The 24,405-nt window shown below is 69.6% G+C and carries 31 protein-coding genes and 1 tRNA gene; 22 read left to right on the forward strand and 10 right to left on the reverse strand.

Translation table 11 applies throughout. From position 1 onward, the window contains the following. Positions 1-55 precede the first annotated feature (55 nt). The 4 genes from F4562_RS26260 (at position 56) to F4562_RS26275 (ending at position 2,346) form a co-directional block, all read left to right on the forward strand. Positions 56-514, forward strand: coding sequence for a peroxiredoxin (locus F4562_RS26260; RefSeq protein ID WP_184544487.1), 459 nt, complete (start codon positions 56-58; stop codon positions 512-514). A 59-nt stretch (positions 515-573) separates the two neighbouring features. After that, positions 574-885 (forward strand): hypothetical protein, encoded by a 312-nt coding sequence (locus tag F4562_RS26265; protein WP_184544489.1) that lies wholly within the window; start codon positions 574-576, stop codon positions 883-885. A 228-nt stretch (positions 886-1,113) separates the two neighbouring features. Beyond that, entirely contained in the window at positions 1,114-2,235 is a 1,122-nt protein-coding gene (locus F4562_RS26270) for an ROK family protein (RefSeq protein WP_184544491.1), read from the forward strand. 36 nt (positions 2,236-2,271) lie between these two features. Continuing rightward, positions 2,272-2,346: transfer RNA gene (locus tag F4562_RS26275), tRNA-Val, on the forward strand. Between the two features lie 269 nt (positions 2,347-2,615). Here the strand turns inward: F4562_RS26275 and F4562_RS26280 are convergent. Next, on the reverse strand, positions 2,616-2,990 hold the full coding sequence (locus F4562_RS26280) for a hypothetical protein (protein ID WP_221207451.1): 375 nt from the start codon (positions 2,988-2,990) through the stop codon (positions 2,616-2,618). A gap of 104 nt (positions 2,991-3,094) precedes the next feature. Between F4562_RS26280 and F4562_RS35970 the strand changes: the two genes are divergently transcribed. The 3 genes from F4562_RS35970 (at position 3,095) to F4562_RS26290 (ending at position 4,970) form a co-directional block, all read left to right on the forward strand. Then, a complete protein-coding gene (locus F4562_RS35970) occupies positions 3,095-3,217 on the forward strand; it encodes a hypothetical protein (protein ID WP_260316062.1) in 123 nt (40 codons plus the stop codon). Positions 3,218-3,533: 316 nt separating this feature from the next. After that, on the forward strand, positions 3,534-4,106 hold the full coding sequence (locus tag F4562_RS26285) for a hypothetical protein (RefSeq protein WP_184544493.1): 573 nt from the start codon (positions 3,534-3,536) through the stop codon (positions 4,104-4,106). A 108-nt stretch (positions 4,107-4,214) separates the two neighbouring features. Further along, positions 4,215-4,970, forward strand: a complete 756-nt coding sequence (locus F4562_RS26290) for a hypothetical protein (protein WP_184544495.1) — start codon at positions 4,215-4,217, stop codon at positions 4,968-4,970. Between the two features lie 233 nt (positions 4,971-5,203). On the opposite strand, the gene F4562_RS26295 is transcribed toward F4562_RS26290, so the two are convergent. Together F4562_RS26295 and F4562_RS26300 are read right to left on the reverse strand one after the other, a co-directional pair. Next, complete coding sequence (locus F4562_RS26295) at positions 5,204-5,404, reverse strand: DUF397 domain-containing protein (RefSeq protein ID WP_184544497.1); 201 nt, start codon at positions 5,402-5,404, stop codon at positions 5,204-5,206. After that, the gene (locus F4562_RS26300; protein WP_184544499.1) at positions 5,395-6,222 is read right to left on the reverse strand and encodes a helix-turn-helix domain-containing protein; all 828 of its coding nucleotides are present in this window, start codon (positions 6,220-6,222) and stop codon (positions 5,395-5,397) included. Before F4562_RS26300 ends, F4562_RS26295 begins: the two co-directional genes overlap by 10 nt. Positions 6,223-6,507: 285 nt before the next feature. Here F4562_RS26300 and F4562_RS26305 point away from each other — a divergent pair, with 285 nt between their 5' ends. The 3 genes from F4562_RS26305 (at position 6,508) to F4562_RS26315 (ending at position 7,818) form a co-directional block, all read left to right on the forward strand. Further along, entirely contained in the window at positions 6,508-6,795 is a 288-nt protein-coding gene (locus F4562_RS26305; RefSeq protein WP_184544501.1) for a hypothetical protein, read from the forward strand. Positions 6,796-6,845: 50 nt separating this feature from the next. Continuing rightward, positions 6,846-7,253: an ATP-binding protein gene (locus tag F4562_RS26310; protein ID WP_184544503.1), complete on the forward strand. Its 408-nt coding sequence runs from the start codon at positions 6,846-6,848 to the stop codon at positions 7,251-7,253. Between the two features lie 88 nt (positions 7,254-7,341). Continuing rightward, entirely contained in the window at positions 7,342-7,818 is a 477-nt protein-coding gene (locus F4562_RS26315; RefSeq protein WP_184544505.1) for a hypothetical protein, read from the forward strand. Positions 7,819-7,831: 13 nt separating this feature from the next. Here the strand turns inward: F4562_RS26315 and F4562_RS26320 are convergent, their stop codons facing one another. The 3 genes from F4562_RS26320 to F4562_RS26330 all read right to left on the reverse strand — a co-directional run bounded on the left by F4562_RS26320 (position 7,832) and on the right by F4562_RS26330 (position 10,626). Then, a complete protein-coding gene (locus F4562_RS26320) occupies positions 7,832-9,811 on the reverse strand; it encodes a hypothetical protein (protein ID WP_184544507.1) in 1,980 nt (659 codons plus the stop codon). A 142-nt stretch (positions 9,812-9,953) separates the two neighbouring features. Beyond that, positions 9,954-10,262 carry a hypothetical protein gene (locus F4562_RS26325; RefSeq protein ID WP_184544509.1) on the reverse strand — a complete coding sequence of 103 codons (309 nt, stop codon included), beginning with the start codon at positions 10,260-10,262 and terminating at the stop codon, positions 9,954-9,956. A 94-nt stretch (positions 10,263-10,356) separates the two neighbouring features. Then, positions 10,357-10,626, reverse strand: a complete 270-nt coding sequence (locus tag F4562_RS26330; protein ID WP_184544511.1) for a hypothetical protein — start codon at positions 10,624-10,626, stop codon at positions 10,357-10,359. Between the two features lie 91 nt (positions 10,627-10,717). Between F4562_RS26330 and F4562_RS36720 the strand changes: the two genes are divergently transcribed. After that, positions 10,718-10,894 carry a MerR family transcriptional regulator gene (locus F4562_RS36720; RefSeq protein ID WP_375782486.1) on the forward strand — a complete coding sequence of 59 codons (177 nt, stop codon included), beginning with the start codon at positions 10,718-10,720 and terminating at the stop codon, positions 10,892-10,894. 109 nt (positions 10,895-11,003) lie between these two features. Further along, positions 11,004-12,221, forward strand: coding sequence for an esterase/lipase family protein (locus F4562_RS26340; RefSeq protein ID WP_184544513.1), 1,218 nt, complete (start codon positions 11,004-11,006; stop codon positions 12,219-12,221). Between the two features lie 76 nt (positions 12,222-12,297). Here the strand turns inward: F4562_RS26340 and F4562_RS26345 are convergent, their stop codons facing one another. Continuing rightward, positions 12,298-13,305 (reverse strand): LysR substrate-binding domain-containing protein, encoded by a 1,008-nt coding sequence (locus F4562_RS26345; protein WP_311734131.1) that lies wholly within the window; start codon positions 13,303-13,305, stop codon positions 12,298-12,300. A 31-nt stretch (positions 13,306-13,336) separates the two neighbouring features. Further along, a complete protein-coding gene (locus F4562_RS26350) occupies positions 13,337-14,644 on the reverse strand; it encodes an MFS transporter (protein WP_184544515.1) in 1,308 nt (435 codons plus the stop codon). 174 nt (positions 14,645-14,818) lie between these two features. On the opposite strand from F4562_RS26350, the gene F4562_RS26355 reads away from it, so the two are divergent. Genes F4562_RS26355 through dmpG form a run of 9 tightly spaced genes read left to right on the forward strand, consistent with a single transcriptional unit; the run spans position 14,819 to position 22,919 of the window. Then, the gene (locus tag F4562_RS26355) at positions 14,819-16,252 is read left to right on the forward strand and encodes a 2-hydroxymuconic semialdehyde dehydrogenase (protein ID WP_184544517.1); all 1,434 of its coding nucleotides are present in this window, start codon (positions 14,819-14,821) and stop codon (positions 16,250-16,252) included. An 8-nt stretch (positions 16,253-16,260) separates the two neighbouring features. Further along, a complete protein-coding gene (locus F4562_RS26360) occupies positions 16,261-17,049 on the forward strand; it encodes a 2-keto-4-pentenoate hydratase (RefSeq protein WP_311734132.1) in 789 nt (262 codons plus the stop codon). Next, on the forward strand, positions 17,046-17,783 hold the full coding sequence (locus F4562_RS26365) for a 2-keto-4-pentenoate hydratase (RefSeq protein WP_184544529.1): 738 nt from the start codon (positions 17,046-17,048) through the stop codon (positions 17,781-17,783). The genes F4562_RS26360 and F4562_RS26365 overlap by 4 nt, the downstream gene beginning before the upstream one ends. Beyond that, positions 17,780-18,217 carry a RidA family protein gene (locus tag F4562_RS26370; protein WP_246473568.1) on the forward strand — a complete coding sequence of 146 codons (438 nt, stop codon included), beginning with the start codon at positions 17,780-17,782 and terminating at the stop codon, positions 18,215-18,217. The genes F4562_RS26365 and F4562_RS26370 overlap by 4 nt, the downstream gene beginning before the upstream one ends. Beyond that, complete coding sequence (locus F4562_RS26375) at positions 18,214-18,756, forward strand: 3-hydroxyanthranilate 3,4-dioxygenase (protein ID WP_184544531.1); 543 nt, start codon at positions 18,214-18,216, stop codon at positions 18,754-18,756. Before F4562_RS26370 ends, F4562_RS26375 begins: the two co-directional genes overlap by 4 nt. Next, positions 18,753-19,736, forward strand: coding sequence for an amidohydrolase family protein (locus F4562_RS26380; RefSeq protein WP_184544533.1), 984 nt, complete (start codon positions 18,753-18,755; stop codon positions 19,734-19,736). Before F4562_RS26375 ends, F4562_RS26380 begins: the two co-directional genes overlap by 4 nt. Beyond that, a complete protein-coding gene (locus tag F4562_RS26385; protein WP_184544535.1) occupies positions 19,733-21,010 on the forward strand; it encodes a carboxylesterase family protein in 1,278 nt (425 codons plus the stop codon). The genes F4562_RS26380 and F4562_RS26385 overlap by 4 nt, the downstream gene beginning before the upstream one ends. Continuing rightward, on the forward strand, positions 21,007-21,915 hold the full coding sequence (locus F4562_RS26390) for an acetaldehyde dehydrogenase (acetylating) (RefSeq protein WP_184544537.1): 909 nt from the start codon (positions 21,007-21,009) through the stop codon (positions 21,913-21,915). Before F4562_RS26385 ends, F4562_RS26390 begins: the two co-directional genes overlap by 4 nt. Next, complete coding sequence (gene dmpG, locus F4562_RS26395; RefSeq protein WP_184544539.1) at positions 21,912-22,919, forward strand: 4-hydroxy-2-oxovalerate aldolase; 1,008 nt, start codon at positions 21,912-21,914, stop codon at positions 22,917-22,919. Before F4562_RS26390 ends, dmpG begins: the two co-directional genes overlap by 4 nt. A gap of 107 nt (positions 22,920-23,026) precedes the next feature. Here the strand turns inward: dmpG and F4562_RS26400 are convergent, their stop codons facing one another. After that, positions 23,027-23,173 (reverse strand): hypothetical protein, encoded by a 147-nt coding sequence (locus F4562_RS26400; RefSeq protein WP_184544541.1) that lies wholly within the window; start codon positions 23,171-23,173, stop codon positions 23,027-23,029. Positions 23,174-23,382: 209 nt separating this feature from the next. On the opposite strand from F4562_RS26400, the gene F4562_RS26405 reads away from it, so the two are divergent. Beyond that, a complete protein-coding gene (locus F4562_RS26405; protein WP_184544543.1) occupies positions 23,383-23,763 on the forward strand; it encodes an MmcQ/YjbR family DNA-binding protein in 381 nt (126 codons plus the stop codon). 98 nt (positions 23,764-23,861) lie between these two features. On the opposite strand, the gene F4562_RS26410 is transcribed toward F4562_RS26405, so the two are convergent. After that, on the reverse strand, positions 23,862-24,152 hold the full coding sequence (locus F4562_RS26410) for a hypothetical protein (protein ID WP_184544545.1): 291 nt from the start codon (positions 24,150-24,152) through the stop codon (positions 23,862-23,864). Between the last annotated feature and the right edge of the window lie 253 nt (positions 24,153-24,405).

A 24,405-nucleotide genomic window follows, 5' to 3' on the forward strand; every position in this document is an offset into this window, starting at 1 on the left:
AGCCGTACGGCAGGATGATGGTGCCTGCCGCCATCGGACGAGAGGACCATCGGGTATGGCCGTGGAGGTGGGAGCCCAGGCTCCGGACTTCGAACTGAAGGACCAGCACGGCACCCCGGTCAAGCTGTCGCAGCACCGGGGCAAAAAGATTGTGCTGATCTTCTACCCGCTCGCCTTCACCGGCGTCTGCGGTCGCGAACTCGACGCCGTCCGCGACGAGTTCGCCCCCGAGCTGCCCGACGACGTGCTGCTGCTGACCGTCTCGGTCGACTCGATGTTCGCCCACCGCACCTGGGCGGACCAGCAGGGATACACCTTCCCGCTGCTCTCCGACTTCTGGCCGCACGGAGCGGCGGCGAAGGCGTACGGTGTGTTCGATGAGGAGGGCGGTGTCGCGCGGCGCGCCACCTTCGTCATCGACGGTGAGGGTGTGGTCCGCTGGAGCGTGGTGAACCCGATCTCGCAGGCACGCGACCTCGCCGAGTACCGCAAGGTGCTCGCCGACCTTCCCTGAGCGTATCCGGCGGCCGCTCTCCGGGGCGTCCACCGGGCTCGACCTTCTCGGAGGCGATCATGCCCTGCTTCTCCTGCGGGGCCAGGCAGACCGACCCGGTCCGCGGCGCCAGCCCGTGGACACGCGGGGTGCGCCACCAGGCGCAGGTGCTCATCTGCCCGGACTGCCGGCGCACGCGCGACCTCGACCTCGACACGTGTTCCTCCTGCGGCTCGGCCACCCTCATCTGCCGGCTCGGCGAGGTGGAGTGCCGCTCGTGCGGCGCGGTGTGGCTCGCACGCGAGGGGGACGAACTGCCGCACTCCTGCGCTCCCGGCCTGGCCGACGAGGTGGAGGCCGCCCTGGCCAGGGTCCTGCGCCGGGTCCCCTGACACTTACGGAGGTTTCCCCGGCCGGTGTGTCGCGGTGCGTCTCCGCGCATCCGGCCCCTCTGCGCGCGGGCGGTTTTACGGTCATCTGCCCTGCTTTAGGAACGTATGGCAGATTTTCCGGATATGTGATCATCTTTCAATGTATGTGATCGTCTCCCCGCGTATGCGGTCGTCCCGGCGTGCGCTAGGGTCGGCTCGGTCCCGCTCCCCTACGCGCTGGATGGGTGCATGAGCTCCTTCGTTGTGGCCCTCGACGTCGGCGGAACGTCGATGAAGGGCGGCCTGGTCGGCCGCACCGGCGAGATCCTGCACATCGACCGCCGCGCGACCCCGCGTGACAGGGGACCGGTCGCCGTGATCGGAGAGATCCGCTCCTTCATCGACGACCTCGCCGCGCGGGGCGGCGGCACCCCCGAAGGAGTCGGCCTCGCCGTCCCCGGCCTGGTCGCCGCGGACGCGGCGCTCTACTCCGCCAACATCGGCTGGCGTGACGTCCCCGCGGCGGACTTCGTTCCACTGGACGTGCCCGTCATGCTCGGCCACGACGTACGCACCGGCGGTCTCGCCGAGAGCGTCCTCGGTGCCGGCCGAGGGGTGTCCGACTTCCTGTTCCTGCCCATCGGTACCGGCATCGCCGGCGCCGTGATCGTCAACGGTGAGCCGTACGGCGGCGCCGCGGGCTGGGGCGGGGAGATCGGCCACATCCCGGTCTTCCCGCAGGGCGAGCCGTGCGCCTGCGGCCAGACCGGCTGCCTGGAGACCTACGCCTCGGCCTCCGCCGTGGCCCGCCGCTACGCCGCCCGCCTGGCCGCCGGCACGGACACGGCGGAGGCCGAGGCGACCACCGCCGCCGGAATCTCCGCCGAGGCCCGCGCCGGGGTCACGCTCCCCGAGACGCTCTCCGGTGGAGCCGCCTCCGCCGGGGTGGTCCCCGGCACGGGGACCACGGTCGCAGGGGCCGCGGTCGCCTCCGCAGCCCCCGCCGGGGCCGCAGCCGTCACCGCCGAGCGGATCGCCGCGCTCACCGCCGCCGGCGACCCCGTCGCCCGCGAGGTCTGGGACGACGCCGTCGAGGCGCTCTCCCTCGCCTTGGCCACCTACACGCTGCTGCTCGACCCCTCGGTCATCGTCCTCGGCGGTGGCCTCGCCGAGGCGGGCCCCCTGCTCTCGGACCCCCTGACCGAACGCCTCCGCGGGCGCCTGAGCTTCCGCGACGCCCCGCCGCTGCGCCACGCCGCGCTGGGCGTGAACGCCGGAATGCTCGGCGCCGCCCTCCTGGGCTGGCGGGCCGCCGGATTCGCCGACGCGGGCGTCGCATGGTCCGTCGATGTGCCGAAATCCCGCGTGTAGCGTAAGGTGTTGTCCCGTCTGTCCGACGGGACCTTCGGGCGCTTAGCTCAGCGGTAGAGCGCTCGCCTTACAAGCGAGATGTCACTGGTTCGAACCCAGTAGTGCCCACCAGCAAAAACGCCCCGTTCCTGATCTTCGGAACGGGGCGTGGGTGACCAACCGGGTGACTGACTCCCGAAGATGTCGTCCATGGCCTCCGCGCCCTGCATGAGCACCGGCCGGATCTGCTTGCGGTAGACGGTCTCGGTGACCACTGTGTTGCGGTGGCCGACCAGGCGCGAGATGTCCTCGATCGGGACGCCGGAGGCCGACAGCGGTGAGACGAAGCTGTGGTGATTCAGCGCAACGCCGAAAGAAGTCCCCTGATGGAGGACGGTGCGCTATTTCGCTGTGGAGTCGTTGTCCTCGCGCTGCTCAGCTCGATACTCGTCCAGGAAGGCGAAGAACGACTCCAAGGGGGTAGTGCCGGGCTCCACCTGGCGTTCGATCTCGGCTGCCCAGCCCAGCGCGCTCCACCGGCCGTAGCGAGCGAGCCATGCAGAGAAAGGCCCGCTCGGCCAGAAGTCGAACCGTTCCTCAACACCGTGAACATCCAGCGCGACCCGATACCCGATCAGGATCATTTCCAGGTCACGGAGAGAACCGTCGCGGAGCCACATCCCTGGCCGGTGTCGCACCTCCTCCAGGAAGCCGTACACGTTCTGCCACTCAGACGGAGGCTCGGGGCGTGGCCGCTGGGTCTGTTCGTCCGGCATGCCTCCACACTACTGATCAGCGAAAAGCAGGCCGGCAAGTGAGACAGAGCGGGCGTCGGCGGATTCGGCTCCATGCCCGTCAAAGCGAGGCCAGACCTGCCCACATGCTCCTGGACGAGGCCGAGGCGCTGATCCGCCAAGCCGCTGAGCAGGTGTGGATGTACTTCTACGACGAGACGTGGTTCCACCTCCAGCACGGCATGATCGAGCTGCACCTTGCCAGTTGACCGAAGGCGATCGACCTGCTGACGGAAGGGCTGTCCGGTCTGCCGGAGAGCTACAGGCGCGATCGTGCCTGGTACGGGGCATCCTGGTCAAAGCCCGCGCCGAGACCGGAGACGCGGCGGTGGCCGTGGAGGTGAGCCTGCCCATCGTGGCCGACACCGTCGCGCTGAACCGCCACGACAAGGAACCGGTCGACGTCGCAGCTCTCCTCAGGAGGCGGAGGTCACTCCAGGCGGCCACTTCGCAGGAGGCCCTGATGGACGCCCACCGTACAGATGAGAACCGACCCTCGCCTCCCCGGGCGGTCACGGGGTCGGCATGTCCCGCGACGGTGCGCTGGGGTTGCACTGGCGGGATGCGGACCGGCTGGTGTTCCACGCCGTGCCGCCCAAGGCCGAGTCACCCCGCCTGGTGATGCTCGACGTCCGCCGGCCGGGCACGGACCTGCTCGCCGTCGAGACGCTCCACACCATGGAGACCTTCGGCGACGGCACCGCGCTCACGCTCCCCGGCCGGACCCGGATGGTCGTCTCGCAGGTGGGGACATCGCGCGACCGGGACCAGGGGATCGTCGTGGTCGAGCCGCCCGCGAAACGACCGACCGGATCGGTCTTCGCCTCCGGGTGCGGGGGCATCGCGGCGTTCACGCTGGATCCTTCGGGCCGGTACCTACTGGTCGGTGTGGACAACCAGGCCGGAATGCTGGTGGGAGACCCGCCCGAGCCCGCCTGCGGAGACGCCCCGCCGTACGAGCTGTTCCGGGTGGATCTGCAGGGCAGGTCCGGTTCGACGGTGTCCAACACGTACCGCCACGGAGACGTTCCCTCTCTCGACCTGCCCAGGGTCAGGGTCTGGCAGGGCGAGCGGGCGTTGTACGACATCGCCTGGTAACCGGACGGCCTGGCACGCCATTCGTGACCGTCGGACTCCGGATCGGAGATCGCCCGGTGCCCGTCGGCGCGGGTCGGAGCCGTTCGGGGAGTAGTAGCATCCGGCCTCGTGGACACCGACCTTGGTCCAGGCCCGGCGCTGGAGAACCTCTACCGGACCTTCGCGCGTCACTCGATTCCGGAGGACAGCGTCGCGTGCGACCACTGCGTCCTGCCGGAAACGATCCACGCGGCCCGCACGGAGCCGCTCCGCACGCTCTCCGCGTCGACGCTGGAACGCTACGCGGCGAACGCCCCCTTCGGCACGTGGGGCGATGTGAGGGACCTCAAGTACTACCTTCCCCGCGTGATGGAGCTTCTGGTCAGGGGGGAATTCGACCACTCCTACTACGGCGAGATGCTCATGCGCATGCTCGGCGAACACTGGCGTGACTGGCCGCAGGACGAGCAGGAGGCCGTCCTGGCCGTCATCGACGCCTGGTGGCGGTTCACGCTGCACCGGCCGCCGCGTGCCGCCGGAGACCCACCGGACATCGACATTGTGGAGATGCTCGAAATCATCGTGGAGATGCTCGGTCTCGACCTGGACGCCTACCTGACCAAGTGGGAGGAGAGCGCCGGGAACGAGGCCGCGGCACTGCATGTCGCGAAGCACATCCGGTTGTTCGAGCACTTCATGGACCACGACAAGGAGTGGCAGGTCTCGCTGGACCGCTGGTTCTGCGGCCCAGCCCCCATCCGCATCATGGAAAGCGCACTGCCTTCCGCCAGCTCAGCTGAGGTGGAGGAGAAACTGAGAAGCGGCTTGAACATGCACATATGGGGTTGGGAAGACAGGACTTCCACCGACGTCGATCACCGTTGAACCTGCGGTCGCCGGCCCGTCCGCCGGGCGGTTGAAGCGATGCGCGAGTTCGCTCGCGCCGGAAGACGGGCCGCCGCTCGGGTGGTGGACGTGAGCGGGAGCGACCGGCGGGATCCGGTGCGGAGGAGACGACCCCTCCATACAGGTCCGGTCCGTGCGGGACCGGTCCGTGTAGAACCGGTCCGTGTAGAACCGGTCCGTGCGGGACCGGTCCGTGCAGGACCGGGCCCGGATCAGCGGTCGAACTCGCCGTTCTTGACCCCTCCGACGAACGCCTGCCAGTCGGCGGGGGTGAAGAGCAGCTTGGGGCCGCCGGGATCCTTGCTGTCCCGGACGGCCACGACCCCGGGCAGGTTGGTGGCCACTTCGACACACTGGCCACCGTTCGATCCGGAACGCGAAGACTTCCGCCATAGGGCAGTGCTCAGGTCCATTCCTGCCTCGCATCCTCGATCATTTTGAGGGACATGTGATCAGGATAAGCCCAACGTCGAATCGCCTCATATCGATTCCATATCGAGGCTACGAGTTCGGAGTCTGTGGATATCTTCCCCTCGGTTGATGAATCTGAGTGGATGGCATCTGGCTGTCCGTTCGGAAGTTCAGCGATCATGAATGCGCCGAGGAGCCCTGACAGGCACCGTTGATCGACGAGTTGGATGAAGACGCTGGGGTGCTTTTCGATCTCCAGCAGGTAGTCAAGCTGTTCACGCATCACTGCGGGATCCCCGACTGGACGACGTAGTACGCCTGCGTCGATGAGAGCCAGCAACAGTGGAGGGGCGTCCCCTTCGAGGATCTGCCGACGCTGTATGCGGGCTTGAACACGTTCCTCCACATCCTCAGAAGTGATCCGAGGTTCCTGACTGAGTACGTACCGGGCATAGGACTCCGTCTGGAGGAGTCCCGGCACGAGGAGGGGATCCCAGGAACGCAGGACGCGGGCGGTGGGCTCGACCTCCTCGGCCCAGCTCCGGAACCAGGTCGGGCCACCCGGCTGGGTGATGATGCGCTGGTGGAGCCGGATGAAGGAGACGCCGTTCGCCGTGCCGAAGAGGCGGTCCAGCCTCTCGGCGTCGGACCTCGACGGGGTCCGGGTGGCCTTCTCCAGACGGCTCACCTGGGTCTGGGTGCAGCCGAGGCGGGAGGCCACGGCGGCCTGGGAGAGCTGCGCCGCCTCCCTCAACCGGCGCATCTCGACGCCGAACCGCACCCGTGGGGACCCGGGGTCGAGAGACGGCACCACATCCATCGCATTCCTCCCGAATTAGAAAAAGCGGACCTGTGGGCCAAGTCGCGATGCCGAATTCAGCCCGGGGCAGACCGGGCGCCGTCATCATCCACCCTGCCCTGGGTTGCCGAACCGGTCGTCAACCCGTTACCCGGAGGGCAGTCTAAACGCAGATCTTCTGGAAATCGCAGGGAAGAAAGCAAGTCATCACCTTTCCAATCGGGAACGGGCCGGGGTGCGCACGAATATCGCGATGTCATTCCGGGCCCCGGTCGTGTTTATCGGAAATCACTCTGGAGGCGGGCCGTGGCGGCGGTTGGGCAGTACGAGAGGTTCGATCATCTGGTCCGGCTGGGCTGGGCACTGCACGGCCTCGGCGTTCACACGTCGCTGGTGCTTCCCGTGGCCGGACAGCCGGTTCTGGAGATTCAGCCGGCGTTCGGTGCCCCGGTCCACATCACCGCCATACGGCGTTACTGCGGCTGGGTCTTCACCTGGCGCCCGTGGCGGGCACGACTGTGGCGGCGGGACAGGTGGGTGGTGGCCGACGCCGAGAACGCCGCCGACATCATCATGGCGGAGGTGGGCGGGTGAGAGGGCGGAGGCCGACCCGCGATCACGGTGACCCGCCGGGGAAGAGGTCCGTGAATTCACGTGACCGCACCTGGCAGCGGGAATTCCCGGGAAAGGAGATGTCCGTCCCCGCCGCCCGCGAATGGGCGAGGGAACTGCTGGCCGGGCGGATCGCGGCCCCGGTCCTCGACGACGTGCTGCTCCTGCTGAGCGAGGTGGTCACCAACGCGATCGCGCACTCGGACTCGGGACGTACGGCGGGCGGCCGGGTGGCGGTGCGGATGGCCTGCGTCTCCGGTGACGTCCACGTGGAGGTGATCGACGACGGCTCGGCCGTCAGCGCGCCGGCCGTGCGTGTGCCGGACCTCGAAGAGGACGGCGGCCGCGGCCTGTGGCTGGTGAACCTGCTCGCGACCACATGGGGGTCATATCGCGGTGAATCCGGCGGATCGGTCTGGTTCAGAGTGGCCGAATGTTGACGAGCGGATATCCGGAGGGTGTGGCGGCGGGCGGCCGATTGGGTGAAGATCGATATATCTCGATGTCGATCACCCTCGGAGGTATGGCATGCGCGTCGTCCGGTTACTGGCCATCGGTTCGATGCTGGTGATGGTGGCATCGGGATGCGCTTCCGGGCCTTCTCTGAAAGAGGCGGCGGCGGAGTTGCAGAAGGACACGAAGAGGCTGGAGACCGACGACCTCTTCAAGAACCCGCTCATGAAACTCCGCATCCTCCAGCGTCCGGATGAAGACATTCCCTGCGCCAAGGACAGGTTCAAGCGAGTGCTACGGGCGACGGCGGACGACGAGCGCGTCAAGGGAGAAGACCTGGACTCTCACCTGGACAAATCTGAGCAGGTTATGGAGAACACTCTCTCTCAGATCCTGGATTACGAGGTGGAAGAGGATTTAACGCAGTTGGATGCCTTGGAGGGAAGGTTTATTCATGGCAGGAAGCAAGTAGGGGTCGTGGTGAATGTGTATGTAGCGCCGGAGGCGCCGACCTGGCGACTTCGCGCGGAGACCATATGCCTGCCACGCTAAAGGGATCGGCCTGTCAATTCACGGCCTTTAGTAGATTCTCAGCCAGATCGCTGGTCTGAGTGCGTGAAGATCGTTCGATCTTCTTGTCGAGTGTGTCGTTGCTGTCCATCCAGTCATCATAAACGGTCAGCTTTTCTTGTAGTATTTGCTCCCATTTCTTACCATCTGTGGCTTCGTGCTTGGCGTCGGCCACAAACTCGTCATAGGTCTTGAGGGCGCCGGTAGTGGTGCTGACGAGTTCTTCAGGAAGCTCATTCGCCGGGTAACCACCGCTGTGAAGCAGGTACGCCATGTCGTACTTCAGACGCTTGGCAAGATCAGCCCGTTCGTTGGTGGCTGCTTGAACCTGTGTCTCGAAACTGTCGGCCCATTCGTCCGAAGCAGAGCTGATGATGTAAGCCTGGGTGATCTCCCATCCGAGTTCGGCAACCGAATCGACAATCGGATCCGCGAGGGGAAGACCGCCAAGAATGAAGGCTGCGGTGTTCTTGGTGAAGTTGCGGGCCATGTCGGAGACGGTGTCCTCCGCGCCGAGTACGTCTTTCGCGGTCTTGAATGCCACACTGCCGAGGTCGCCGAACATTATTGAGGTGTCGCTGAAGTAGTCAGCGCTGCCTTGTGCGTCCAGGCGAGCGGCGGACAGCAAGGTGTCATGACGGAACCGTGCCACCGCCGAGTTGAATTCCTTGACGACCTGCTCCTCACCCACGAAGGTCTTCAAGAATCGAGACGTGTCACCGGGGCTGAGGTAGAACGCGGGGGTCACCCCGGGAAGAGGGTTCCAGTGCCGAGGGATTTCCATGCCCGATGCTCGGTTGGCGGCTCTGTCGAAGCGGGCACCCGAGGCCAGTTCGTGGATGTACGACTTCGCGATCACACCCATGGAGTCCTTGGCCCGTTGCGGCAGGTCGTCGCCGAAGGACCCCGCCACCTTCATCATGTCCAGGGTGAAGGCGGCGGCCGCCGGGCTGTGCTGTCCGGGTTTCTCGGTCGTGGCCTCGCTGCCCGCCTCCATCACCCGGCCGAAGGCGTCGGCGACGTCGTCTCCGGTGGCCACCTCCTTGGCGTAGTCGAGGAACCTTTTCATCTTCTCGGACTGGTTGAGTGTGACGCCGTCCCCGCCCATCTTGGCGAACGCGTCACGGGTGGCCGCGCCGTCGCCGGTGAGCACCTCCAGGCCCATGGCGACCAGGTCGGGGGGCAGGCCGTGCGGTTGGGATCCGATGGTTCCGGCGCGCCAGTCCTGATGAGGGTTCTCGGTGAAGTCGTCCAGGACCAATGCGCGGGCCGCCGCGCTGCGGACGCCGGAAGGGGCGTTCGCACCCTTGAGCAGGGCGAGCCGGTTCCATGCGACGATCTTCCCTTTGACCGGTTTCACCAGGTCGCTCCTGACCTTGGCGAACGCCGGGACGAGGGTGGGGGCACGCAGCGCGGCGCCCAGGGCTTTGCTGAAGGCAGCCAGGTCCTGCTCAGCGGTCTTGCTGCCCGTGGCCGCGATGACGGTGGGCAGTGCGTCGCGGGCCTTCGCGGGCAGCAGGGCGAAGAACGCGGCGGCGGCCTGGGGGTTCTCCGCCAGCTGGGCGATCTCGCCCGCGTGCTGGTGGATGAGCGCGGCCTGAAGCTCGCCGCTGTGCTTCACGAGGATGTCGTCGCCGTATGTCCTGGCCAGTGCCTGGGCGAACTCGAAGCCCGCCAGTTCGTCGGGGAGGCGGACGAGCCCCTGCCCGCTGGCTCCCTTCGACCCCGGGCCGCCCTCGGCGTCCAGTGCCTGGATCAGCTCGGCTCGGCCATGGAGCATGGAGACCTGCGTCCGGCCCCAGTCGGCGATGTCGGCGATCTCCCGCAGCGCGGGGGTGCTGATCCCGTGCTGGCCGAGCTTTCTCCCGAACTCCTGGTGGAACGCGGTCAGCCGGTCGGCCGCCCCGCGCAGGGAGGCGGCGAGTTTCCCCATCTCGCCGGGGTCGATCCCGCAGAACTCGTCGGTGGGTGCCATGGAGCGTTCCCCTTCGCGGTCGGCGTGGTCGTGCGGTCGGTGTGGACACCGCAGGTTTCAGGCCGTCCGCGGTCGGCGCGGTCACCGCCGTGGTTCTTGCGGCCGGTGTGGTCACCTGCGGCGGAGCAGGCGGTCGGCGCGGTCACATGCGTCCGGCCATCTCCCGGCGTGCGGCGTTCGCCTCGGTCTCGGTCACCAGCGGAGGGTGCCGGTGGAGTTCCTCCTCGATCGCGTCGACCACCCGCTGTGCGAGCCGCGCCAGCCGGTGGTGTCGCTCTTCCAGCTCGGCGGCCCAGGCGACGGCCGTCGGCCCTGTCCAGACCTGTCCCGCCCGCATCGCGCCGAAGGCGCGCTGGTATGCCTGCCGCACCTCGTGAGACCGGTTTTCGGCCTCCACGAGCAGGTGTCTCAACCGCTCGTGCCAGGGGTTGGGCACCATCGGCTCGGCCACGCCGCCCCCGTCCTCTCCAGGACTCCGCGATGGAAGAAAAAGCCGAATATCACACTGAATACTAACTATTCATATCGACAAGGGTGGGCCCCTGTCAGCGCTGCGCTCCCGTCGTCGTTCTTTCGTTTACTTCATTCGTTTCGAATGATGCGATTAAGAGGGGAAGATAGACGTGGCCGTCATTCGCGTCAAGCGCTCGATCGAACCGGGGGCGGTGGACGCCCGAATCGCGGCCCGTGCCCTGAGCCGGGTCGAGGAACACCTCGTGCGGCACCCCGGTGCGGAGGTCGTCCCGATCGCCGGACGGCCTGGCGACCAGGGGGATCTGGTCCTCCCGCGCGAGGTCGTGGGCCTGCTCGCCCACGTTCTTCTCCAGGTCGCGCGGCGGGCGGGGCGTGTCGGTCGTCCCGTCACACGCCGAACTGACCACCCAGTAGGCGGCGGACGTGCTGAACGTGTCCCGTCCGCACCTGATCGGACTGCTGGAAACCGGAAAGATCCCCTACCGGATGGTCGGGAGGCACCGCCGGGTCGTCGCCGAGGACCTCATGGCGTACCGGCGGCGCGACATACACCCGGACACTCCCGGCGCCAGGGAGAACACGTCTGCGTCATCAGATTGTGACGGATAGTAAATTCCTGTCTCTGTCGTGCGATTCCTTGTCGTGGCCGCCATGTCACACCGAGTGATGATTGCGATGATCCGGCGAGGTCGCCGGCACGCACCAGAGAGGCAAGCCGATGAGCGAAGAGCAGGCAGTACAGGCGGAGCAGGCCGTCGGCCCGATCGGGCTGATGACGCCACTGGAGGTCACGGAACCGGCTCCCAGGCCGGACAGGGCCTGGGAGCTTCCCGGTGGCACCGCCTGGATCTACTACGGCGAAGGCAACCAGTGCCTGGTCAACCCGGTCATCCTGGCCGACGGTTTCAACTCCGGTCCGTCCAACCTGCACGGGGCCTGGCAGTTCCTGGAGCGGAAGGGCTACCCCCTCGCCAGTGAGCTGCGCCGCCGCGGCCGCGATCTCATCATTCTCGGCTTCGCCGAGCGCAGCGCGTCGATCCTGGACAATGCGCGGACCGCGATGGCCGCCATCTCCCAGACGATCGCGGAACGGTTCGGGGACACGCGGCTCACCGTCGGCGGCTTCAGCATGGGCGGCCTGGTCACCCGCTACGCGCTGGCCAAGATGGAGCACGACGGCATCGCCCACCAGACCGACCTCTACGTCTCCTACGACAGCCCGCACCGGGGTGCGTGGATCCCGATCTCGCTGCAGGCGTTCGCGCACTTCCTCCGGAAGGGCGACGCCGCCTTCTCCAACCAGATCAACAGCCCGGCCGCGCGCCAGCTGCTGTGGCGGCACATCGCCGAGGTCGACAACGAGCCGCAGCAGGACCCGCTGCGCACGGCCTTCCTCGACGAGCTGGACGCGGTCGGTTCGTGGCCGAAGATCCCAAGGCGGATCGGGGTCGCCAACGGGTCGGGGAACGGCACCGGCAACGGGGTCCCGGCCGGTGTCGAGGCGCTCAAGTGCACCGGCCTGGTGTTCAACGGCACCGTGCTCTACACCCAGTCCACCGGGGACGACCAGCAGGTGGCCACGCTCAGGAGCATCCTCGGCGGGGCCGAGGACATCTACACCAGCGGGCTGCCCGAGATGGACGGCGCGCCCGGCGGGACGCTGGAGTCCTTCGGCATCCTGGCCGACGCCCTGAACGAGTACGGCCGGGCCGAGGTGTACCACCGCTCCGTCTGCTTCGTCCCCGCGGTCAGCGCCGTGGCGATCCGTGACCTCGACCGCCAGGACGACGTGTACGCCGACATCAGCGCTCTTTCCCCGTCCGAGAGCGAGCTGGACGAGTTTCGGTGCGCGTCCGCAAACGAGGAGCACTCGCTGGTCACCGAAGAGCTCTGCACCTGGATCCTCGACCGGCTCCCGGAGCCGGCGTCACGGTGACCTTCAGGGTCGGTCGCGGAGTCGGCGTCACGCTGCCTCCTTAGGGTCGGTCGCGGAGTCGGCGTCACGGTGACCTTCAGGGTCGGGCACGGGGGCGGTCACGGTGCCCTTCGAGGTCCGACCCTTCGAGGTCCGACCCTTCGGGGCCGGCGGGCAGCCCGCGCTGGAGCGTCTCCGCCTGGTGGCGCAGGTGGTCGAGCATGGCCTTGGCCGCGGGGGTGAGCGCGCGGGCGTCGGGCAGCGTCACGCCGACCGAGCGTCGTACCGAGGGGAGCGGCACCGGGAGTTCGGCGAGTCGGTTGTCGGTCCTGACGACCAGCGCCGGAAGAGCGGCGATCATGTCTGTTTCGAGGAGCAGTGAGCGGATCGTCAGGATGGAGGTGCACTCGACCCTGTTGCCGGGCATCGACAGCCCTTCCCGGTGGAACACCTGCTCCAGTTCGTGCCGCAGGGCGGTCTGCTCCAGGGGGAGGATCCACGGGTAGTCGAGCAGCTCCGGCAGGGTGCGCGCCTGCCCGGCCGGGTGCCCGGCTCGGGCGACCAGAGTGACGGGCTCGTTGTAGAGGGGGATCTGGCGGAGGCCCGGCCGGTCCTCGATGGGGTTGAGCCGGCCGACCACCAGGTCGGTCTCCCCGTCGATCAGGCGGGGGACGAGCGAGTCGAAGGTCCCCTCCTTGACGATCACCGTGATGCCCGGCCGCTCGGCCTTGAGGGAGGCGATGGCGCGGGGCAGCAGCACGTTGGTGGCGGCCAGCAGGGTGCCGACGGTGACGGTGCCGGTCTCTCCGTCGGCGAGACCGGCGATCCGGTCGCCCGCCCGGCGCAGCTCGGCCTGCACGGCTCTCGCGTGGTCGACGAACGCCTCGCCGAAGAGGGTGGGGGTGACGCCGCGGGGCCCGCGCGAGAACAGCTCCACCCCGAGGATCTGCTCCACCTCCCGCAGCCCGCGTGTCACGGCGGGCTGCGCCAGGTGCAGGTGCTCGGCGGCGCGCAGGACGCTGCCCTGCTCGGCGATGGTCGTCACGAGCACCAGGTGCCGGAGCTTGAGCCGGCCGCTCAGCAGGTCCAGCGGGCGGGATGTCACCAGCGCATCATATGAGGTGGGGAATCCCGCCTCATTTCGCTATATCGGCCAGGGGGCGGTCGCCCAGGCGCTCGGCGTCGTTGCGTGGGATCACCAGGGCGGCGACCAGGCTGACGGCGGCCACGGCGGTCAGATAGCCGGTGATGGACAGCGAGGTGCCCGTCGAGGCGTAGAGCGAGGCGGCGATCAGCGGGGTGATGCCGCCGCCCAGCAGCGAGGCCATCTGGTAGGCGACGGAGGTGCCCGAGTAGCGGATGGCCACCGGGAAGAAGCTCGCGGTGAGCGTGCCCTGCGGCGCGTGGGTCATCGCCAGCACGGCGCCCATCGCCACCATGAAGACCGCGATCAGGACGGTGTCGCCGGTCTCGACGACCGGGAGGATCGCCACGGCCCCCGCCAGGAGGACCACGGAACCCCAGGTGAAGATCGCCCGCAGCCCCCGCCGATCGCCGAGGTGGGCCCACAGCGGCGCGGTGGCCAGCCACACGGCGGCACCGCCGATCACGCAGGTCAGCAGGTAGGTGCGGGACAGCCCCACCTCGGCCTGGCCGTAGTTGAGGATGTAGACCATGAAGACGTAGGCGATCGAGCTGTTGCCGATGATCACCGCGATGGTGTGGAGGACGCCGCGCCAGTGGTCGCGCAGCACGATCGCGATCGGCAGCCGCACCGGCTCGCGGCGCTCGACGAGGTTCTCGTAGTCGGGGCTCTCCTCGATCTGCAGCCGCAGGTACAGCCCGACCCCGACCAGCACGATGCTGAGCAGGAACGGCACCCGCCAGCCCCACGCCATGAAGCTCTCCTCGCCGAGCAGTGACGAGGTGCCGAGGAAGACGAGGTTCGCGCAGAGCATCCCGGCGGGCGTGCCCATCATCGGGAAGGCGCCGAAGAGCCCGCGGCGGCCCTTCGGGGCGTGCTCCATGGTCAGCACCACGGCACCGCCCAGCTCGCCGCCGAGGCCGATGCCCTGGGCGACGCGCATCACCACGAGGAGGACCGCGGCCCACACCCCGATGCTGGAGTAGGTCGGGAGCAGGCCGATCAGCGTGGTCCCGATCCCCATGATCAGCAGTGAGACGACGAGGGTGTTGCGCCGGCCGATCCGGTCGCCGAAGTGGCCGAAGACGATGCCGCCGAGGGGGCGGGCGAGGAAGCCCACGGTCATGGTCCCGAACGCCGCGATGGAGCCCGCGACCGGATCCATCGCCGGGAAGAACTGCTTGTTGAAGACGAGCGCGGCGGCCGTGCCGTAGAGGAAGAAGTCGTACCACTCGATGGTCGTGCCGATGAAGGTCGCCCACGAGACGCGGCGCGCGGCCTGGCGGCGGTCTGTGTCCATCACACCTGTGCCTTCCGGTCGGGAGTAGGGACGAGGATGCACGCAGGTGCTATGCCAGGACGAATACTCATCTGGGCGTCCGCCATAACTGTCTCGACATATGACGGAAATCGCATATCTACCGCGCGTTCAGGTATTGGACTGTTATGTCTGGCGGGCAGCACAATGACGGCCATGAAGCCCGCGCACTACGTCAACGGCGTCTTCTCGACGTCCGGAGCGGCGTTCCCGCTGCGTTCACCCGTCGACGGAAACCAGATGGGCGTCGTCCCCGAAGCCACCCGCGAGACCGTGGACGAGGCGGTGAACGCGGCCGGGGCGGCGCTCGCCGGCGCCTGGGGGCGGACGGACGTCGGGGAGCGATGCGCGCTTCTGCGGCGGATCGCCGACGGTGTCGAGGCCCGGTTCGAGGAGTTCGTCGACGCGGAGGTCGCCGACACGGGCAAGCCGCGTGAACTGGCCGCCACGGTCGACATCCCGCGGGCGATCGGCAACTTCCGCGCCTACGCCGACCTGGCCTACGGCCGCCCGGAACGCGCCTACCCCACCACCGTGCCCGGCTGGAGCGGCAGCGGCCAAGCGCTCAACTACACCGTACGCCGCCCGCTCGGCGTGGTCGCGGTCATCTCGCCGTGGAACCTGCCGCTGCTGCTGCTCACCTGGAAGGTGGCGCCCGCGCTCGCCGCCGGCAACGCGGTCGTCGCCAAGCCGTCGGAGGAGACCCCGTCCACCGCGACCCTGCTCGCCGAGGTGATCGACGCGGCGGGACTGCCGCCCGGCGCCTTCAACCTGGTGCACGGGCACGGCGCGAACGCGGCGGGGGAGTACCTCACCTCGCACCCGGGCGTCGACGCGATCGCCTTCACCGGCGCGTCGGCCACCGGAGCCGCCATCATGCGCAACGCGGCCGACCACGTCACCCCGGTCTCGTTCGAACTCGGCGGGAAGAACCCGGCGCTGGTCTTCGCGGACGCCGACCTGGCGGAGGCGGTCGAGGGGACCGCCCGGTCCACCTTCACCCACTCGGGCCAGATCTGCCTGTGCACCGAGCGGGTCTACGTGCAGCGTCCCGTGTACGAGGAGTTCGTGCAGGCCCTCGCCGAGCGGGCGAGGGCACAGCGGGACTACGGGCCGATGATCTCGGCCGAGCACCGCGACAAGGTGCTCTCCTACTACCGTCTCGCCCGCGAGGAGGGTGCCACCGTGGTCGCCGGAGGCGGCGTGCCCCGCTTCGGGGACGAGCGCGACGGCGGGTTCTACGTCGAGCCGACCGTTCTCACCGGGCTGCCCGAGAGCGCCAGGACGGTCCGCGAGGAGATCTTCGGACCCGTCTGCCACGTGGCGCCGTTCGACGAGGAGGACGAGGCGGTCCGGCTGGCCAACGACAGCCCGTACGGGCTGGCCGCCACGGTGTGGACCACCGACCTGTCACGTGCCCACCGGGTGGCGCCGCGCGTCGAGGCCGGGATCGTCTGGGTCAACTGCTGGAACCTGCGGGACCTGCGGACGCCCTTCGGCGGTGTGAAGGCGTCCGGCATCGGGCGTGAGGGCGGCGAGTACTCGCTCGACTTCTTCTCCGAGCCCGTCAACGTGTGCGTGAAGATATGAGGTCATCGGTGACAGACAGACAACAGGCCGCCGCGTCCCGGCTGCTGGAGGCGTACGCGTCCGGCCGCCCGTGCGAACCGGTCCGCGACCTGATCGACGGCGTGGACTCCGCGTACGCCGTGCAGCACCTGCTCACCGAGCGGTGGCTGGCGGACGGGCGGCGCCTCACCGGCCGCAAGATCGGTCTGACGAGCAGGGCGGTGCAGCGGCAGCTGGGGGTGGACTCGCCGGACTTCGGGGTGCTCCTCGCCGACATGGCCGTACCGGACGGCGAGGAGATCCCGGCCGGGGCGGTCCTGCAACCGCGTGCCGAGGCCGAGGTGGCGCTCGTGCTCGAACGCGACCTGACGCACGGACGGCACACGGTCGCCGACGTGATCCGCGCGACGGCCTTCGCGCTGCCCGCGATCGAGGTGGTCGGCAGCCGCATCCGCGACTGGGACATCACCCTGGCCGACACCGTCGCCGACAACGCCTCCGCCGGCATGTACGTCCTCGGCACCCGGCCGGTGCTCCTGCGCGACGTCGACCTGCGGATGGCCGGGATGGTCATCGAGCGGCGCGGCGAGCAGGTGTCGACCGGCGTCGGCGCCGCCTGCCTCGGCCACCCGTTGCACGCCGCGGTGTGGCTGGCCGACACGCTGGCCCGGCTCGGCACCCCGCTCCGCGCCGGGGACACCGTGCTGACCGGGGCCCTCGGACCGGTGGTCCCGGTCAAGCCCGGCGACGTGCTCGAAGCCCGCATCGACGGGCTCGGCGACGTGCGGACCGCGTTCGCCCACGAGGAGGAATCATGAACCGGCTCGCCGAGATCCTGGACGAGGCGACGCTGTCCGGCCGGGCGGTCCCCAAACTCACCGACATGGTCCCCCTGGACGTGCCCGCCGCCTACGAGGTGCAGCGGGCGGGAATCGAACGGCGGCGCTCGCGCGGTGAGCGGCTCATCGGGGTCAAGATGGGGTTCACCAGCCGCGCCAAGATGGCCCAGATGGGCGTGGACGACGTCATCTGGGGCCTGCTCACCGACACCATGCTGGTCGAGTCCCACCTGGACACCGGCGGCCTGATCCACCCGCGCATCGAACCGGAGATAGCGTTCCTGCTGGACCGGCCGGTGCGCACCCCTTCCGACGCGGTCGCCGCCGTCGGCGGGGTCGCGGTGGGCTACGAGGTGATCGACTCCCGCTACCGCGACTTCGACTTCACCCTGGCGGACGTCATCGCCGACAACGCCTCGGCCTGCGGCTTCGGCCACGGCCCCTGGCGTCCCCTCGGGGACGTGGGCAACGTCGGCCTGCTCATGGAGATCGACGGCCGTCCGGTGGCGAGCGGGTCGTCCGCGGCGATCCTCGGCGACCCGCTGCGGTCGCTGACCGCCGCCGCGCGGCTGGCCCAGGCCGCCGGGATCGAGCTGCAACCCGGCTGGGTCGTCCTCGCCGGTGCGGCCACGGCGGCCGTCCCGCTTCCCTGTGGCGCGCACGTCCGCGTCAGCGCCGCCGGACTCGGTCACGTGGAGGTGACGACACGATGAGCGACACGATGAGCGACGCGCTGCTCGTCGAGGGCAAGGCCACCCCGCGTGGCAGGTTCCCGCACGTCAGGCGGGCCGGTGACTTCGTGTTCGTCTCCGGCACCAGCTCGCGCCGCCCCGACGGCTCGTTCGCCGGGGCGAGCGCGGACGCCATGGGCACCACCACCCTGGACATCCGCGAACAGACCAGGGCGGTCATCGAGAACATCCGCGACCTGCTCGCCGCCGCGGGCGGTGAGCTGTCGGACGCGGTCAGCGTGACGACGTACCTGGTCAACATGAACGACTTCGGCGGTTACAACGAGGTCTACGGGGAGTACTTCGACGAGAGCGGCCCCGCCCGCACCACCGTCGCGGTCCACCAGCTCCCGCACCCGCACCTGCTCATCGAGATCTCCTGTATCGCCCACATCCCGCAGAGGAGCGCAGCATGATCCCGCCCTTCAACCTCAACACCTGGATCGACGAGCACCGGGACCTGCTCAAGCCGCCCGTCGGCAACGTGCAGATCTGGAAGGACGCCGACCTGATGGTCACCATCGTGGGCGGCCCCAACCAGCGCACCGACTTCCACGACGACCCGATTGAGGAGTTCTTCTACCAGCTCAAGGGCGACATGGTGCTGCGGGTGATGGAGGAGGAGGGCAAGCCCCCGGTGGACGTGCAGATCAAGGAGGGCGACGTCTTCCTGCTGCCGCCGCACGTCCGGCACTCCCCGCAGCGGCCGGTGCCCGGCTCGATCGGCCTGGTGGTGGAGTACGCCCGCCCGAAAGGCGCGCTGGACGCCTTCGAGTGGTACTGCGTGAACTGCCACCGGCTCGTCCACCGCGCCGAGGTGCAGCTGGAGTCGATCGTCGACGACCTGCCGCCCGTCTTCCGGGCGTTCTACGCCGGCGACCCCGTCTGCCCGCACTGCGGGGCGGCGCACCCCGGCAAGGAATGGCCCGAGCACCTGCGGCCCGTGATCCGATGACCGTCATCGACGTGCACGCCCACGTCTTCCCGCGGATCTCGCGTGAGGAGGGCCGGATCCTCGCCGGGGCGGGCGAGCCCTGGCTGCGCGAGGGCATGATGATGAGCGGCGAGGAGGACTACCGGCCCGTCACCCCCGAGTTGTGGGACGCGGGCGCGCGGCTGGAGGCGATGGACCGCTCCGGCGTGGACGTGCAGGCGGTCTCGTCGACGCCGCTGCTGTTCGGGTACGCGGCGGAGGCGGAACGCGCCGCCGACTGGTGCGAGATGGTCAACGACCGGATCCTCGCCTACTGCTCCCAGGAGCCCGACCGCCTGCTGCCGCTGTGCCAGGTCCCGTTGCAGGACCTGAGCCTGGCCGTCACGGCGGTCACCAAGGCGAAGGCCGCGGGGCACCGGGGAGTGCACATCGGCAACCACGTCGGCCCGCGCGACCTGGACGATCCGGAGATCGTCGAGTTCCTCACCCACTGCGCCGACGAGGACATGCCGGTGCTCGTGCACCCGTGGGACATGCTCGCCGCGGACCGCATGGGACGGTACATGCTGCCGTGGCTGGTCGGGATGGGGGCGGAGACCCAGCTCGGCATCCTGTCGCTGATGCTGTCCGGCGCGTTCGAGAGGCTGCCCTCGTCGCTGCGGCTGTGCTTCTGCCACGGCGGGGGCAGCTTCGCCTTCCTCCTCGGCCGCGCCGACAACGCCTGGCGCAACCGCGACATCGTCCGGAAGGACTCCCCCAAACCCCCCTCGGCGTACACCGACCGCTTCCACGTCGACTCGGCCGTCTTCGACCCGCGGGCGTTGCGCCTGCTCATCGACGTGATGGGCGTCGAACGGGTCATGCTCGGCACCGACTTCCCGTTCCCGCTGGGCGAGCAGGAGCCGGGCACGGTCGTCCGCGACTGCCCCGGCCTCGACGAGGCCGACCGGGCCGCGATCCTCGGCGGCAACGCGGCGAGGTTCCTCGGGCTGGGGGCATGACCCTCGGGGCCGGGAGCGGGGCCGGGAACGGGAAGGGGACCGCAGGCGGCGGGGCCGGGAACGGGAACGACGCCGACGGCGGGGCCGCACCCCTCGCGCACACAGCCCTGGGCACGCTGCGCGGCGTCCGCTCCGCCAGGGTCTGCGCGTTCAGGGGCGTCCGGTACGCCGCCCCGGCCCGCCGTCTCACCGCCCCGTCGCCCGCCCCGTCCTGGCGGGGGATCGCCGACGCCGCCGTCCCCGGCCCGCCCGCCCCGCAACGGCCGGGGCGGATGGGCTGGGTGCCCGGCCTGGAGATCGACCCCTCGACGGGACGCGAGGACTGCCTCCACCTGAACGTCTGGACCCCCTCGTGCGAGGGGCGGCGGCCGGTGCTGGTGTTCCTGCACGGCGGCGCGTTCGTGTTCGGCTCCGGCGCGCAGCCGATGTACGACGGCACCGCACTCGCCCGCGACCACGGGCTCGTCGTGGTGACCGTGAACTACCGGCTCGGCCTGCCCGGATTCTGGTACGGCGACGGCGTCCCCGCCAACCTCGCCCTGCGCGACCAGATCGCCGCGCTGGAGTGGGTGCGCGACAACATCACGGCGTTCGGCGGGGACCCGGCCGAGGTGACCCTCGGCGGCCACTCGGCGGGCGGGACCAGCGTGCTGGCCCTGCTGACCTGCGCGCCGGGACTGTTCGCGCGGGCCGTGGCCATGAGCCCGGTGCCGTACGGCTTCGCCACCCCGGCCGAGGCGAGCGCCTGGACGTCGGCGGCCCGCCGTGCGCTCGGCGCGGACCCGGCCGCCGCCCCGCTGGAGGACCTGCTGGCGGCGGAGAGCGCGGCCGTACGGTCCGCGCCACCGGTCGGCGGGCTGCTGCCGGTCGCGCCCGTCATAGACGGCGACCTGCTGACCGCCCACCCCGTGGACGCGATCCGCTCCGGGGACGCGGCCCCGGTGCCGCTGCTGGTGACGACGACGACGGAGGAGACGCGGCTGTTCGTCGCGATCGGCGGGAGGGACCCCGGAACGCGGGAGGTCTTCGGGCGTCCCGCGGAGGAGATCGTCCGGATGCACCGCGGCCCGGCCCGGCACCTGGTCTGCGCTCACCGCTCACCCATGAGCCACGGCGGGGTCGCGCTCGGCGCGTGCCATCTCGTGGACGTACCCCTCTACCTCGGCACCCACGGCGGTCCCCTCACCGGCTCGGGACCCGAGGTGGAGGAACTGGCACGGTCGATGACCGATGAGTTCGCCCGGTTCTGCCGCGGCGAGGAGGCAGAGGAATGAGCAGAGCCAAGGTAGCGATCATCGGGTCGGGGAACATCGGCACCGACCTGATGTTCAAGGTGATGAGGACGTCGACGTCGCTGGAGGTCGCGGCGATGGCCGGGATCGACCCCGGCTCCGACGGCCTGGCCAGGGCCGCGCGCCTGGGTGTGGCGACGACGCACGAGGGCGTCGAGGGGCTGATCGGGCTCCCCTGCTTCGACGAGGTCTCCGTGGTCCTGGACGCGACCTCGGCCGGTGCGCACCGGCGCAACGACGCGGCGCTGCGTCCGTACGGCAAGCGGCTCGTCGACCTGACGCCCGCGGCGATCGGCCCCTACGTCGTCCCCGCGGTCAACCTCGGCCGCCACCTGGCGGAGGACAACGTGAACATGGTGACCTGCGGCGGGCAGGCCACCGTGCCCGTCGTCGCCGCCGTGTCCCGGGTGACCCCGGTGGCGTACGCCGAGATCGTCGCCTCGATCGCGTCGAAGTCGGCGGGACCCGGGACCCGGGCCAACATCGACGAGTTCACCGAGACCACCGCGCGGGCCCTGGAGGTCGTCGGCGGAGCCCGGCGCGGCAAGGCGGTCATCGTGCTCAACCCGGCCGACCCGCCCGTGATCATGCGGGACACCGTGTACTGCCTGGTCGAGGAGTGCGACCCGGTCGCCGTCACCGCCTCGGTGAAGGAGATGGTCGCCGAGGTGAGCGCCTACGTGCCGGGCTACCGGCTCAAGCAGGAGGTGCAGTTCCGCCGGGTCGGCGCCGGCGACCCGCTCGCCGGCCTCGGCGGAGCGGGCCTGCTCGTCTCGGTGTTCCTGGAGGTCGAAGGCGCCGCCCACTACCTGCCCGCGTACGCCGGCAACCTGGACATCATGACGTCGGCGGCGCTCCGCGTCGCGGAGAGGATGGCCGCCCGATGAGGCTCTACGTGCAGGACGTGACGCTGCGGGACGGCATGCACGCGATCAGGCACCGCTACACGGCCGACCAGGTCGCGAAGATCGCCGGTGCGCTCGACCGGGCCGGTGTCGCCGCGATCGAGATCGCGCACGGCGACGGGCTCGCCGGCGGCAGCGTCAACTACGGCCCGGGGGCGTGCGCGGACGAGGAGTGGATCGAGGCGGCGGCCTCGGCCGTGTCCGGCGCCGTGCTGACCACGCTGCTGCTGCCCGGCATCGGCACCGTCGCCGACCTGCGCCGCGCTCACGCGCTGGGGGTGCGCTCGGTGCGGGTGGCCACGCACTGCACCGAGGCCGACATCGCCGCCCAGCACATCGGGGTCGCCCGCGACCTCGGCATGGACGTGGCCGGGTTCCTCATGATGTCGCACATGGCGCCGCCCGCCGAGCTGGCGCGGCAGGCGAAGCTGATGGAGTCGTACGGAGCGCGCTGCGTCTACGTCACCGACTCCGGCGGGCGGCTCACCATGGACGGCGTGCGCGAACGGGTCCGCGCCTACCGCGACGTGCTCGACGCCGGGACCGAGGTCGGCGTGCACGCCCACCACAACCTGGGGCTCGGGGTCGCCAACTCGGTGGTCGCCGTCGAGCACGGGGTGACCCGGGTCGACGCCTCCCTCGCCGGGATGGGCGCCGGTGCGGGGAACTGCCCGCTGGAGGCGTTCGTCGCCGTGGCCGACCTGATGGGCTGGGAACACGGCTGCGACCTCTTCGCGCTGATGGACGCCGCCGACGACCTGGTCCGCCCGTTGCAGAGCCGTCCCGTCCAGGTCGACCGGGAGACGCTGACGCTCGGCTACGCGGGGGTCTACTCCAGCTTCCTGCGCCACGCCGAGGACGCCGCCGAACGCTACGGCCTCGACACCCGCGACATCCTCGTCGAGGTGGGCCGCCGCGGGATGGTCGGCGGGCAGGAGGACATGATCGTCGACATCGCGCTCGACCTCCGCTCCCGTCTCGGCTGAGACCCCCGTTCCCGTCCCGGCCGGGCGGGACCGCCGGATCTCCCGGCCGGCCGGGCGGGACCTCCGGAGCCCGGTCGGCCGGGACCGCCGGACGCCGCGGTGCGCGGTCAGAGGTCGCCGATCTGCGGGATCAGCTCGCTCAGCACCCACAGGGCCAGGCCGAGGGCGACCAGGTTGACCCGGGCCCCGCCGATGTTGAACGCGGCGAGCAGGAAGCAGGCGAGAGCGAAGATCAGCAGGATGAGGGTGAGCATCGGGAGTCCTTTCGGTCGGTGGGGCCAGCGGGGACTACCCGTGATCAATCCGGTCATGCGTGGAACCGGTGGCGCGGACGGGACAACCTCGCCCCGGCTGTCGCTCCCGGTCGTGATCACCTCCTGTCCGGCTCGGTCCTCACCCGCCGCCACCTGCCCGATTCGATCCTCCCGAGGGAAATGTCAGCATGGTCTGATAGATGTGCGCCATGGGTGTGAGTGTCGATGAGTTCCTGGACATGGTGGCCAAGCTGCCCGAGACCGAGCAGGCCGACGGCGGAAACTGGATCTCGCTGAGGGTGCATGACAAGGGGTTCGGCTACCTGTGGGAGAAGACGGAGACCGTCGGTCTCAAGTCGACGATCGAGGAGCAGATCGCACTGGTGGCCGAGCGCCCGGAGGTGTTCGAGGCACAGTTCACCGCGGGCCGGTTCGGCTGGGTCGTGGTGCACCTCGCGAAGATCGACGCGGAGGAACTGTTCGAGCTGGTCACCGAGGCATGGCTCCTGACGGCTCCCCAGCGGCTGGTCGCCGCCCACGAGCCGACGATGATCGTGCGACCGGAAGGGGTGAGCCCGTCCGGCCGGTGACCGCACGAGACGGCCCGTCCGGCCGGTGACCGCACGAGATCCGGACACAGTGGCCGGGACGGGATGCGGGTGGCCCGCTCCGTCCCGGCCGTCGTCCGTCAGTTGTTGACACCTCCACCGCCGCCGCGGCCCTCGCGGTCTTCTTCGAGGCTGTCGTCGATGCCGCCGCCGGTGTCCCGATCGAGGCCGTGACCGGCACCGCGGCGGGCACGACATCGTTCGGGGTTCTTGTGCTGACGGCAGGGCTTCTCGGCGGAGGTGAGGACGGGGGAGGCGGAGGCGGTCACGGCCGCGCTGTCGGCGGCGAACGCGCCAGGCATCGTCATGGGTATGACGAGGGCGGAGGCCATCATCGTCCCGGCGGCGAGAGCGTTCCTGATCGTGGGCATGGCGAATCACTCCATGTCGTAATTGGTAGCGCCCTGGGCACTGCCCGGGCTGACGGCACGCCGAGCCGATCTCGAAGGCGACGCCGACACGGCGTGAGAACCTGAGTCCCACGTTAAAGGCAGGAGACTTCGGCGGTCGGTTAGGGAAGCTCAAAGCCTTGAGCCGCTCGGATTACTCTCCGACAGCGGACAGAAGCCGAGAGCGCGCGAATGACTACGCCAGGTGACGCCCGCGCACCGGAGGTTCGTGCCC

Origin of the sequence: Streptosporangium becharense, assembly GCF_014204985.1 — a bacterium.
GTDB classification, from domain to species: domain Bacteria; phylum Actinomycetota; class Actinomycetes; order Streptosporangiales; family Streptosporangiaceae; genus Streptosporangium; species Streptosporangium becharense.